This is a genomic window from Novacetimonas hansenii (assembly GCF_014843995.1).
Lineage (GTDB): Bacteria > Pseudomonadota > Alphaproteobacteria > Acetobacterales > Acetobacteraceae > Novacetimonas > Novacetimonas hansenii.
Genome location: NZ_CP062147.1, coordinates 3071964 through 3084351, shown reverse-complemented (window position 1 = coordinate 3084351; position 12388 = coordinate 3071964). Strand labels below are relative to the sequence as shown.

Sequence of the window (12388 nt, the reverse complement as noted above, 5' to 3'; positions counted from 1 at the left end):
GAAGTGGGAAACATATGCGACGTCGTGATTTCATGGCATGCGGATCGGCTTTCATACTGTCGCCAGCCCATGCCCATGCCGATGCGGCGGTTCCTGCTGTCCTGTCCGGTTATGAACGTGCCACGGGCGGCCATGTCGGGGTTTATGCCCATAATATCGTAACCGGGCGGAAACTGCTGTGGCGGGCAGACGAACGTTTTGTCATGTGCAGTACGTTCAAGGCGTCGCTTGTCGCATGTGTGCTGTCGCATGTGGATCAGGGGCGTGATGGGCTGGACCGTGTCATTCCCCTGACCGGCGCAGATATCCAGGACTGGTATGCCCCGGTGGCAAAGGCCGCGCTGGCGCAGGGACATGCGGGTATGTCCGTGGAAGATATGTGCAAAGGCGCGGTGGAGCTGAGCGATAATAGCTGCGCCACGCTCCTGCTGTCGCGTATTGGTGGGCCGCCTGCATTGACGGCGTTCTGGCGGGCGATGGGCGATGGGACGACGCGGCTTGATGACCCAGAACCCTTCCTGAATCGCACGCCTGCCGGTGGGGTGCGTGATACGACGACCCCTGCCGCAATGGCGGGGATCATGCAGGGGCTTGTACTGGGGGCGATGCTGTCGCCGTCGTCGCGTGCGCTTCTGACGCGTTGGCTGATCGGGTGCCAGACCGGGAAGAACCGTCTGCGTGCGGGATTGCCCGCGAACTGGGTGGTGGGGGACAAGACCGGGAACAATGCCCGTGATGCGGCAGGCGACATTGCGGTGGCATGGCCCCACCCCGATATGCCCATCGTCATGTGCGTCTATACGCGGGGTGGGACACCCACAGAACCGCAGTTCGCCAATGTCTTTGCCGGTGTGGGGCGGCTTGTGGCGCGGACCCTGACGACAGGCTGAAAACTGTCGGCATGTCGGGGGACTGTTCCCAAAAACATCAAAAGGATGTTGCCGTGTTGAACCCGGGCGGCATCCGTGAATGTTTTTCGTTTTTGTAATCAGGTCCCTGTTTTCGGGCGGGTGGGTTGGATCGCAGCCTCTTGCTGGGTACCTTCTGGTGCCGTCATGTTCCTTGTCGTCCAGCGTTCGCGGGTCAGGCGATAGAGGACCTGCCGGCGCAACGGGTGTCCCAACGCGATGTGCGGATGATAAAAATCATCCTGTGGGTCACGCATCATTCCCAGCTTTTCCATGACGTGACGCGAACGTTGGTTATCTGGCGCCGTGTTTGCGACGATTTCCGGCAGTTGCAGCGTTTCAAACCCGAAACGCAGGCAGAGGGCTGCGGCCTCTGGTGCGTAACCCCGGCCCCAGAAAGGGTGCGCCACGCGCCAGCCAATTTCCACCGCCGGGGTAAACGGGGCATCATATCCCACCCGGTGCAGTCCAACCGTGCCCACGAATGTACCGTCCGTACGATCTTCCACGGCCCAGAAACAAAAGCCATGTTCGTGTTGGTGCGCGCGCTGGGTGTCGATCCATGTCGTATAGGCGGCCTGTCGTGTCATGGGCAGCATGTATTCCATGACCGCGGGATCGGCCGACATGTCCGCAAAGGCGGCCCGGTGCCTGTCTTCCCATGTGCGCAGGATCAGCCGTCGCGAATGAAGCTCCACGGTTTTGTTCTTTCTTGGAAGCTGTTTGAAAAGTCAGGCTCAATAACATACTGAAATTATAAAAGTTTTTGGTGAAGCTTTTTCTAAAAAGCTTCAGAAGACTGCTACCTTTTTGAAATAAGGGGCACCCAAAAAACCTTTCTTATGTTTATCAATGATTTGTTTTCAAACAATCTCTTATGTCGCGTTCCTCAGGAACCGACCCAGCCTGTCCGGCAAGGGCAAGGGCAAGGGCAAGGGCAAGGGCAAGGGCAAGGGGTGGGAAGTGTCCAGATGTCGCATTGGCCAAAAAGGCGATATCCCGCAGGGGGCTATGGGCAAGCCTCGCCACAGGACCAAAGGAATGTGATTCCAGGCTGTGTCTGGGCTGCTGTTTTTTAAGATGTCCCTGAAACAATAAACCCTGCCCCCATATCTGGGGGCAGGGTCTGTTGCATCACTCATGCCCTGGAAAGGCAGCGTGGATCAGCGTTTCCACCAACCCGTACGCCGCTTTGGGGCGGGGGCGGCTTCGGCATCCACCGGTTCCGCCGGTGTGGCCTCAGGCGCGGGGGCGGTTTCCACTTGCTTGCGGCGGGTCCGGGTCGCCTTGCGGGCCGGGGCCTTTTCTTCCGCTGTGGGCGCGGCCTCTGTGGTCGGGGCGGCGGCGGGTTCGGCCTCCACCTCCACCTCCACCTTCTTGCGACGCGTGACGCGACGGGCCTTGGGTTTTTCCTCGGCCTTTTCCTCCACAACCGGGGCTGTGGCCTCAGTAACCTCCGCCGCGTCGTCCTTTACGGCCTTGGCCGTGCTGGTGCGACGGCGTGCGGGGGCTTTGGCGGCCGCAGTGCGGGTCGTGGCCGTGCGCCGACGGCGGGGCTTTTCCTCTGCTACCGGTTCGTCGGCCTTTTCCACTTCCGGCGCAACCGTCACGGGCGGGGCTTCCACCGGTTCGACGGCCTCGTCCTTTTTGGCGCGGCTGCGCGTGGTGGTCGTGGTCGTGGCCTTGCGCGTTGTCGTGCGACGGCGGCGCGGCTTCACCTCGGCAGCCTCTTCGGCCACGGGCTCAGGCTGTGCCTCGGTTTCGGCGACGGGTTCCGGCGCCTCGGCTACCGCATTATCCGCCTGCGCGGGTGCCACCGTTGTCACGGGCGCTTCGGCCTCTGCTTCGACGCTGGGTTCCACGCTCATGCCCGTTCCCGTCGTCGTGATGGGACGGTTCGTACGACGGGTGCGCCGACGTGGCGTACGGCGTGGCTTCTTCTCCTCCGTGACGGGGTCTTCCACCGTTTCATCCTCAACCACCACAACTGGGGCTTCCGGTTCGATGACAGGTGTCGAAGCGGGGAGGGTGGTCGTCTGTTCGATCACGTCAAAGATGTCGATGATCGCATCGCCAAACGGATCGGCGGGCGTCGGGCCTTTATACCCGATCTCGACCACCGGTTCGGGCAGGGCGGTGATTTCGGTTTCGGCCGTTTCCACACCCTGCTGCTCGGCTTCGCGGTTGGTGCCGCCACGACGGCGACGACGGCGGCGACGGCGGCGATGGTCCGTCCCCGATGCCGCATCCTCGTCCACAACAGGGCTGGCATCCGTGGGGGTGGGGGCGCCTTCTTCCGTGGTTGCGGGCGGTTCGCTGTGGATCGGGATTTCACGCACGCCCGTCGCATCGGCGCGCGCGGCCTCCGGCTCGGCCGTGATGGCCGGGGTGGGGGCGGGTTCAAACTGTGCGGTCTGCGCCCGGGTGCGTTCGATGCGCGATTCCGCCGCATGCAGTGTGGAATCGGCGGCGAACGTCACATGCATCTTGTGACGTTCCTCAATCTCATGCAGCCATGCGCGCTTGTTATTGAGGATATAGAGCGCGATTTCCGGGGCGACATGCACCGCGATTTCTGCCGCGCGACGCTGCATTCCCTCGTCCTCGATCGCGCGCAGGACATGCAGGGCAGAGCTTTCGACCCCACGGATGATGCCCGTTCCCTCGCAATGCGGGCAGGGCATGAAGGTCGATTCCGCGATGGATGGGCGCAGTCTCTGGCGCGACATTTCCAGCAGGCCGAAATGCGAGATATGGCCAACCTGAATGCGTGCGCGGTCATTGCGCAGCGCTTCCTTCAGGCGACGTTCCACCATGCCATTATGCTTGCGGCTTTCCATGTCGATGAAATCGATCACGATCAGGCCCGCAAGGTCACGCAGGCGCAACTGCCGCGCCACTTCGTCCGCTGCTTCGAGGTTCGTGCGCAGGGCCGTTTCCTCGATATTGCGTTCTTTCGTCGCCCGGCCGGAGTTCACGTCGATTGCGACAAGTGCTTCGGTCTGGTTGATGACGAGATAGCCGCCCGAACGCAACTGTACCGATGGCGACAGCATGGAATCCAGCAGCCCCTCCACCCGGTAGTGGGAGAACAGCGTCTGTCCGTGATCCTGCCACAGACGTACCTTCTGCGCGTTCTGGGGCATGAGCATGCGCATGAACTCACGCGCGGATTTCCACCCGGCCTCGCCATCGATCATGATCTCACCCACTTCGCGGGTATAGATGTCGCGGATCGCGCGCTTGATCAGGCTTGCTTCCTCATAAATCAGGGCCGGGGCCACGGATTTAAGGGTGTGTTCGCGGATGTCATCCCACAGGCGCAGCAGGTATTCGCAGTCGCGCATGATTTCCGCGCGCGGACGCTGTGCGCCTGCGGTGCGTACGATCATCGCCATGCCATGGGGGATCTGAAGTTCGGAGATGATGTCACGCAGGCGGCGGCGGTCGGCCACCGACGTGATCTTGCGCGATACCCCGCCGCCACGCAGCGAATTGGGCATCAGCACGCAGTAACGCCCCGCAAGCGAGACATATGTCGTCAGCGCGGCGCCCTTGTTGCCACGTTCTTCCTTGACCACCTGGACCAGCAGGATCTGGCGGCGGCGGATGACTTCCTGGATCTTGTAATTGCGCAAGAAGCGCGCGATGCGGCGCTGGGCCTCGGGCTCGTCACCGGTGTCGTTTTCACCACCCACGGTTTCGGGCTCCGCCTCATCGGCGTCACCTTCGCGGGGGGGCGCGTCGTCCGTGGCGTCGTCGTCGCCTTCGGCCTTTTCGTCATCCTCGCGCGCGTTGCGGGCTTCTTCGGCGCGGCGCTCTTCTTCCTGAAGCGCCAGCAGCTTTTCACGGTCGGCAACAGGGATCTGGTAATAGTCGGGGTGAATTTCGCTGAAGGCGAGGAAGCCGTGGCGGTTGCCGCCGTAATCGACAAAGGCAGCCTGCAGGCTGGGTTCGACCCTGATTACCTTGGCAAGGTAGATATTGCCCTTGAGCTGCTTTTTCGCCGATGCTTCGACATCGTAGTCTTCAAGCCTGTTACCATCCATCACGACCACGCGGGTTTCTTCCGCGTGGGTCGTGTCGATCAGCATGCGTTTGGTCATTAAAACGGGAACTCCGGTATGTCCGGTTCGTGCGTCCGGCCCGCGCGGTGCCCCAGGGAATGCCCGGGAGGCGGCGGGAACGGGAATGGGAACGGACAGCAACATCAATGAAAGGGTGACCCCATCCGGTCGTGACCCCATGGTGGTCGTCACGCGCGACGGCGACGGCATGCGTGGCATCGTGGCCCGGCGTGGCGCCGTGCCATGACATGCATGTTCCTGTCGCGTCGGCGGATATGTCCACCGTGGCCATCACTCCATCCTCGGTCATCTTGGGGAAGGCCCGGTCCTGCCATGGCGGGAGGGAGCCTTCGTGAAAAAAATATCGACGGGTCCGTGTCACCTGGCCTCCTGTCGATCGGGAGCGTCGGTGCGGTGGCCTTCTGTCGCGCGCATGATCCGCTGAAGCGGCATTTCCGTGACATGGATTCGGTCCGGAAAAGGCTTGCGGGCGCGCGCCTGCTGGCTGCCGGATGGATTTGCGCCGTCGAACGGCGTGTCAGGGCACGGGCAAGTTCCCGTCGGCCTGACGTTCGGACGTCGCACGCCCACCACTGTCAGGCACCATGGCGCAACCGCGCGCTTCCTGCAAGCCTTGGGAATGTTTATCCCGCTGACGCGGGCGCGTCGTGGTGATATCGTGGCCTGATCCTGACACCAGACCCGTCCGATGAAGGCCGTATCGCAGCATGCGCACCGTATCTTCCGCCGATATGCACGCCCGCGACATTCCCGCCGCGCACACCGTGGGGAAACCCGTCGTCACGACTGCGGCAACCACAGGGCCCGCCATTACGGCGCCTGTCGCGATGCCCGCTGGCGGGGCATGCGAAAATGGCGGGTTGGGGACAGGTCCGCTATCGGTGCGCGCGGCGGTGCGCCGGCGGGCGTTGCTGGCGGGTATCGCCATGGCCGTCATCGCCCCGCGCCGTGCGATGTGCGCCACCACGCATCATCCTGCTGCCCATAATCCCGTATTTCATGCTTCATCCCACGTCCCCGGCCATGCCGCGGCATCCAATGTCGCCGGGGGTGGGGGGCTGCATCGTCCGGCCATCGTGGGGCGGGCGCAGCCGCCGCGTCCGCTGATCATGCTCGACCCCGGCCATGGTGGAAAGGACCCGGGGGCGATCGGCGTTTCGGGCACCTATGAAAAACACGTGGCGGAGGCCGCCGCCGCGGAGCTGGAGCGCCAGCTTGTCAGCAGCGGGCGTTACCGCGTGGCGATGACGCGCGCCGATGACCGCTTTATCCCGTTGGAAGGGCGTGTTGACCTTGCGCATGCGCACAAGGCGTCCCTGTTCATTTCCATGCATGCCGATGCGCTGCATGACCGCCTTGTGCGTGGGGCCAGCGTCTATACCCTGTCGTCGCACGCATCCGATGCACAGGCGGCGGCGATCGCGCGATCGGAAAACAGTGCGGACCGGTTTGGCGGCCCGCAGGTGCATGCGACCTCGCCCGAGGTGCAGGAAATCCTCGCCAGCCTTGTAACCGAGGAAACCCGCCATGGCGCGGCACACATGGCCAGCAGCATCGTGTCCTCCTTCCGCCCGCGCATCAGCCTGCTGACGCATCCGGCGCGGCATGCCTCCTTCGTGGTGCTGAAATCGGCGGATATTCCGTCGGTTCTGGTGGAAATGGGGTTCATGTCCAACCATCTCGACGAAGCCGCGCTGCGGCAGTCGGCGCACCGGATGGTCGTGGCGGGCGCCATGGTGCAGGCGATCGACCGGTATTTCGCCTCCGCCTCCATGGTGACACGGGTTACGGGATAAAGCGGCAGAGGGCGCATTATGTGTTGCAATCGGGCATTTGCGCTGTATTGTGCCCGCCATGGCAACCAACTGGCACATTCAGGCAGGTCTGACCGGCGCGCACGCGCCAGTGTCCCTGCGTGCCCGCGACCACGCCGGACTTCTTCGTCTTCTACGACTTATCCGCCCCTGAGCGATCAGGGCCGGCATGTTCCGGTGCGCCCAGGGGAAAGTCGGGCCGCGTCCCGCGGTCATCATGAAACGAAATGACGCATTCCCGCCCGGCATGGCCCGGTGTGGAATGCCGGTCCCACATCCGGATATGTCCGAGGTATTTCAATGACCATCAACCATCCGTCCTTTGGGCGCATCGACGAAAACCGTGTCATCATTTTCGACACGACCCTGCGTGACGGGGAACAGTCGCCCGGTTTTTCCATGAACATGGCTGAAAAGCTGCGGATGGCCGAGGCGCTGGGCGATCTGGGCGTCGATGTGATCGAGGCGGGCTTTCCCGTCGCGTCAAAGGGCGATTTCGACAGCGTGGCGCAGATCGCGCGCACCGTGAAGACAGCGGTTGTCTGCGCGCTGGCCCGCAGTGGCGGCAAGAATGACATCGCAAGCGCGGGCGAGGCGATCCGCGAGGCGAAACGCGGGCGCATCCACAACTTCATCTCTACTTCCCCGCTGCACATGAAATACAAGCTGCGCATGGAGCCGGAGACCGTGCTGGAGGTCATCAAGGCAGGCAACATGGCCGCGCGCCAGTTCACCGATGACGTCGAATGGTCGGCGGAGGACGGGTCACGCACCGATCCCGACTTCCTGTGCCGTTGTGTGGAGGCGGCGATCAAGGCCGGGGCCACGACGATCAACATTCCCGACACGGTGGGATATTCCACGCCGGAAGACATGGCGCGCATCTTTGCCGACCTGCGCGCGCGCGTGCCGGGGGCGGACGGGGTCATTTTCTCCACCCACAATCATAACGATCTCGGCCTTGGGGTGGCGAACACGGTCGCGGCCCTGCGCGCGGGCGCGCGGCAGATCGAATGCACGATCAACGGCATTGGCGAACGCGCGGGCAATGCCGCGCTGGAGGAAATCGTCATGGTCCTGCGCACGCGCCATGACGTCCTGCCCTATACCACCGGTATCCAGACCGAAAAACTGCTGAAGATGTCGCGCATGCTGTCCACCATCACCGGGTTCGATGTGCAGCCGAACAAGGCGATCGTCGGGCGCAATGCCTTCGCCCATGAAAGTGGCATCCATCAGGACGGTATCCTCAAGAACGCCGCAACCTATGAGATCATGACGCCCGAAAGCGTTGGCTGGACGCGTTCGTCACTGGTGCTGGGCAAGCATTCGGGGCGCGCGGCCTTCCGCGACAAGCTGAAGGCGATGGGGTACGACGCGCTGGATGAGGCGCAGTTCAATGATGCGTTCAACCGTTTCAAGGATCTGGCCGACCGCAAGAAGGTCATTTATGACGAGGACCTGGTCGCGCTGGTCGATGACGAAGTCCGCGATCATGCCCGCATCCGCTTTGTCGCGCTGGACATATCCGCGGGGTCGCGCCGCCCGGCGCAGGCCGAACTGACGCTGGAGGTCGATGGCAAGGAAGAACATGCGACCGTCGCGGGGCAGGGGCCGGTCGATGCGGCGTTCAATGCCATTCGTGCCATCGTCGCCCATGATGCGACGCTGCAACTCTATTCCGTTGGCGCGGTGACGGAGGGTAGCGACGCGCAGGCCCGCACCACCGTGCGGCTGGAGGAAGGTGGCAAGATGGTGGACGGGCAGGGGGCGGATGCCGATACCCTGGTGTCGGCCGTGCGCGCCTATGTCCATGCGCTGAACAAGCTGCTGGTCAAGCGTGACCGTGCGGAGCCTGCCGAACTGACGGCCTGATTGGGCGGTTTCCCCTGATTTCGAGATTTTGCAAAACGACAGACGGTCCCCGGTGTCCGCATTGTCCCGAACGGGCGGGGCCTGTCGAAGCCGCCCGGTGAAAATCCCGGTGAAAATCGTTTTCCTGTAGATAAAACAAAGGGCTTTGCCATTGCGGCAAAGCCCTTTTTCATATTCCACGCGGAAGGGGGGGGGGAGGCTTACTGCTGGTAATATCCGCCCTGTTGCGAATATCCGCTCTGGGGATAGGCCGATCCCTGCGGATAGGCCCCGGGGGGATAGGTTTCCTGCTGCGGATATCCTTCCTGTGGATAGCCCTGCGAATAGGACGGCGTGGCGTAGCCGTAACCGGATGGACGTGCCCCGGGGCAGTTCTGGGGCGAGTATCCGGGGGGCAGCACGGTCCCGTTGGGACAGATATAGCTTGGCGGCCCGCCAGAGGAACGGGGCCTGCGCGGGGTGGTCGCGGCACCCACGGCCGCGCCGCCCCCCGCCCCGGCCAGCGCACCGATCGCGGCACCTTCGCCCCCACCGGCCAGCGCGCCGATCGCCGCGCCGCCCCCTGCGCCGATCAGCCCGCCGGCCAGCGCACGCTGACCGGGATCATAATTGTCGGTGCATGCGGCCATCGTCATGCAGGATATGGCAAGGGTCGCGATGGCAAGGGGCCGATGCAGTAAATCGTGAAGGGTCATTCTCTTCAATCTCTTGGGCAGGGGCGGCGGAACTGCCGCATCCGGCAGGTTGTCATATTGTAGTGTGCGTCGCACAGGATAAGGATGTCTTGCGTGATAAAATTTGGGCATTTTGTAACAAAGCGCCTTGGCGTCCAGAAATTAACGAATTAAAACCATGTCTCCTCTTGCTCCCATCCGTCAGCACCGGTAAGTCCTCGACCTGATCCAGATTTTTCGACAGGCGACGGGCGCGTCATGGCCGTGTCGCCGGGTTGAAGCTGTGGAATGGGTCATGGCTGGTTTGTTGTCGGGAGTTTTGGATGTTTGCTCGTGTGCTGGGTCTGCTGTCCGCTGATATGGCGATTGACCTCGGCACGGCCAATACACTGGTTTATGTCAAGGGGCGCGGCGTCGTCCTGAATGAACCTTCGGTCGTTGCCCTGGCCGAGGTACGGGGCAAGAAACAGGTTCTGGCCGTTGGGGAGGAAGCCAAGCTGATGGTTGGCCGTACCCCTGGCAATATTACGGCCATCCGCCCGCTGCGCGATGGCGTCATCGCCGATTTTGAAGTTGCGGAAGAAATGATCAAGCATTTCATTCGCAAGGTACATAATCGACGCATGTTTGCCAGCCCGCTGATTATCGTATGCGTCCCGTCGGGGTCAACCGCGGTGGAACGCCGCGCGATTCAGGAAAGCGCCGAAAGCGCGGGCGCGCGCAAGGTCTTTTTGATCGAGGAACCGATGGCCGCCGCGATCGGTGCGGGCCTGCCTGTGACCGAACCATCGGGCAGCATGATCGTCGATATCGGCGGCGGCACGACCGAGGTTGCGGTCATCTCCCTCGGGGGGATCGTCTATGCCCGCTCCGTCCGGGTGGGCGGCGACAAGATGGACGAGGCGATCATCTCCTACATCCGGCGCAACCATAACCTGCTGATCGGTGAAAGTTCGGCAGAGCAGATCAAGATCGGCCTTGGGTCCGCCATTCCCCCCGATGACCCGGATGATGCCGGGCCGTGGCGGGAGGTTAAGGGGCGTGACCTGATCAATGGCGTGCCGCGCGAAGTCGTGGTGTCGCAGGCGCAGATCGCCGAAAGCCTGGCCGAACCGGTCAGCCAGATCCTTGATGCGGTGACAACGGCGCTGGAAAACACGCCGCCCGAACTGGCCGCTGATATCGTGGACAAGGGGATTGTCCTGACGGGTGGCGGCGCGCTGCTATATCGTCTTGACGAGGTGCTGCGCCGTGCGACCGGCCTGCCGGTGACGGTGGCCGAAGACGCGCTGTCATGTGTTGCGATGGGCACCGGCCGCGCGCTTGAGGAAATGAAGCGGTTGCGCAATGTGCTGACAAGCATGTACTGACGATGACCTGCGCCACGCCGCCGATGGTGTGCGGTGGCAGGGCACAAGATGAAATGAGGGGAAAGCAGGACGATGGGGGGCCGGCTTTCAGGCACGTTCGATAGGTCCGGCCAATGCGTGGGCAGGGGGGCGACAGGATCATGGTGATGCCGGTTTCCATCCAGTCCCGTCAGGCGATGGGCAAGCTTGTCCTGCCATTCCTTATCCTTGTCGCCTGTGGTGTCATCCTGCTTGGCAAGGCGGACCGTCCCCTGATCGAACATATGCGCATGCAGGTAGCCGACATGCTGGCCCCGGCCTATGGGCTTGTGGCATGGCCACAGGCCCGCCTGCGTGAGCTGTCAGGCAATCTGCAGGACATCCGCAATCTGGAGGCGGAAAATATCCGTCTGCGCACCGAAAATGCCAATTTGCAGCATTGGTACGATGTGGCCGCCGCGCTGGCGGATGAAAATGCGACGCTGAAGGCCAACCTGCACTGGATTCCTGACGAGGCCCCGTCCTATGTCACCGGGCGTGTGGTGCGCGATACCAGCGGGCTGTATGCGCGCGCGGTGCTGCTGTCCATCAATCCAGATACCAATGTGCGCAAGGACGGTATCGCCCTTGATGGCGCGGGCCTTGCGGGGCGTGTGACGGAGGTGGGCAAGCGTTCGGCGCGCGTGCTGCTGATTACTGATTCCTCCAGCCGCCTGCCCGTCACGCTGGAATCCAGCCATGCGGCGGCGATCATGGCGGGGGATAATTCAGGCACCCCGAAAATCATCTATTACCCGCAGGACAATATGCCGGTGGAAGGGGAACGCGTCGTGACCAACGGCGAAATTGAATCCCTGCCTGCCGGCCTTCCGGTCGGGCATGTCCATTACCTGCGTCCGGGCACGCCGGTGGTGATCCCCGCCGCCGGTCTGGAACACCTCGATATCCTGCGGATATTCAACTATGCCGATGCGGTGGTGCCGCCTGATGCGCCGGGGCGCATACCGTTGCCCACCCTTGGGCGGACCATGACCCTTCCGCCGCAGTTCCAGCCAAAGCGGGGATGAAGGGGTGCATGTATGAAACCGCTTTCCCCACCATCGCTGAAGCCGGAAATCCAGCCACGTTCCGGGTTGGCCCATGGCACGGACCTGTTGATGCGGCATTGCCTGCCGTGCCTGTTCGTGCTGCTGGTAACGCTGGTGCTGTCGGCGCCGCTCAATATCCCGGCGCAGGCGGAACTGATGCCTGCCATCGTGCAGGTGTCGGTTTTCCTGTGGTCGGTGTTCCGCCCGTCGCTGATGCCATCGGTGGCGGTGTTCGGGCTGGGGATGTGCGTCGATCTGCTGAGTTTCGAGCCACCGGGCGTCATGCTGCTTATCATGCTGGTGGTGCATGGGGTGGGGCTGTCGGGGCGTTACGTCCTGGCGCGGCTGAACGTCTTTGTGTTGTGGCTGGTGTTTGGCATTGTCATGGTGTTCGCGACCGCGCTTCAATGGGTATTATGCTCGGCACTTGCGCTGCATCTTGTGGAAACGCTGCCGTTCATGTTCGAATGCATCTTGGCATTTGGCAGCTTTCCGGTGCTTTATGTCATATTCGTCTGGACTTACCACTTTATCGTCAACGACGCGAATCGCGCCTGAACAGGGCTATGGATCAGACGTCTTCCGATCTGCC

11 protein-coding genes are annotated in these 12388 nt (G+C 62.6%); 8 read left to right on the top strand and 3 right to left on the bottom strand.

What is annotated here, in order from left to right; genetic code table 11:
- The first annotated feature begins 14 nt into the window (after positions 1 to 14).
- Entirely contained in the window at positions 15 to 890 is an 876-nt protein-coding gene (gene bla, locus IFJ82_RS13415) for a class A beta-lactamase (protein ID WP_192264892.1), read from the top strand.
- Positions 891 to 988: 98 nt separating this feature from the next.
- On the opposite strand, the gene IFJ82_RS13410 is transcribed toward bla, so the two are convergent.
- Positions 989 to 1606, bottom strand: a complete 618-nt coding sequence (locus tag IFJ82_RS13410; protein ID WP_192264890.1) for a GNAT family N-acetyltransferase — start codon at positions 1604 to 1606, stop codon at positions 989 to 991.
- Between the two features lie 465 nt (positions 1607 to 2071).
- Entirely contained in the window at positions 2072 to 5014 is a 2943-nt protein-coding gene (locus tag IFJ82_RS13405) for an Rne/Rng family ribonuclease (RefSeq protein ID WP_192264888.1), read from the bottom strand.
- Between the two features lie 85 nt (positions 5015 to 5099).
- Between IFJ82_RS13405 and IFJ82_RS15920 the strand changes: the two genes are divergently transcribed.
- The 4 genes from IFJ82_RS15920 (at position 5100) to IFJ82_RS13390 (ending at position 8685) form a co-directional block, all read left to right on the top strand.
- Complete coding sequence (locus tag IFJ82_RS15920) at positions 5100 to 5222, top strand: hypothetical protein (protein WP_003617860.1); 123 nt, start codon at positions 5100 to 5102, stop codon at positions 5220 to 5222.
- Positions 5223 to 5308: 86 nt separating this feature from the next.
- Positions 5309 to 5650: a hypothetical protein gene (locus IFJ82_RS13400; RefSeq protein WP_192264887.1), complete on the top strand. Its 342-nt coding sequence runs from the start codon at positions 5309 to 5311 to the stop codon at positions 5648 to 5650.
- A 272-nt stretch (positions 5651 to 5922) separates the two neighbouring features.
- The gene (locus IFJ82_RS13395; RefSeq protein WP_192266558.1) at positions 5923 to 6792 is read left to right on the top strand and encodes an N-acetylmuramoyl-L-alanine amidase family protein; all 870 of its coding nucleotides are present in this window, start codon (positions 5923 to 5925) and stop codon (positions 6790 to 6792) included.
- Between the two features lie 318 nt (positions 6793 to 7110).
- Complete coding sequence (locus IFJ82_RS13390; protein ID WP_003617864.1) at positions 7111 to 8685, top strand: 2-isopropylmalate synthase; 1575 nt, start codon at positions 7111 to 7113, stop codon at positions 8683 to 8685.
- A 200-nt stretch (positions 8686 to 8885) separates the two neighbouring features.
- On the opposite strand, the gene IFJ82_RS13385 is transcribed toward IFJ82_RS13390, so the two are convergent.
- Positions 8886 to 9380: a hypothetical protein gene (locus IFJ82_RS13385; RefSeq protein WP_003617865.1), complete on the bottom strand. Its 495-nt coding sequence runs from the start codon at positions 9378 to 9380 to the stop codon at positions 8886 to 8888.
- Between the two features lie 302 nt (positions 9381 to 9682).
- Between IFJ82_RS13385 and IFJ82_RS13380 the strand changes: the two genes are divergently transcribed.
- The 3 genes from IFJ82_RS13380 to IFJ82_RS13370 all read left to right on the top strand — a co-directional run bounded on the left by IFJ82_RS13380 (position 9683) and on the right by IFJ82_RS13370 (position 12354).
- Positions 9683 to 10729 carry a rod shape-determining protein gene (locus IFJ82_RS13380; RefSeq protein WP_003617867.1) on the top strand — a complete coding sequence of 349 codons (1047 nt, stop codon included), beginning with the start codon at positions 9683 to 9685 and terminating at the stop codon, positions 10727 to 10729.
- A gap of 146 nt (positions 10730 to 10875) precedes the next feature.
- Positions 10876 to 11775 (top strand): rod shape-determining protein MreC, encoded by a 900-nt coding sequence (mreC, locus tag IFJ82_RS13375; RefSeq protein ID WP_040511490.1) that lies wholly within the window; start codon positions 10876 to 10878, stop codon positions 11773 to 11775.
- 12 nt (positions 11776 to 11787) lie between these two features.
- Complete coding sequence (locus IFJ82_RS13370; RefSeq protein WP_003617871.1) at positions 11788 to 12354, top strand: hypothetical protein; 567 nt, start codon at positions 11788 to 11790, stop codon at positions 12352 to 12354.
- Positions 12355 to 12388: the final 34 nt, after the last annotated feature.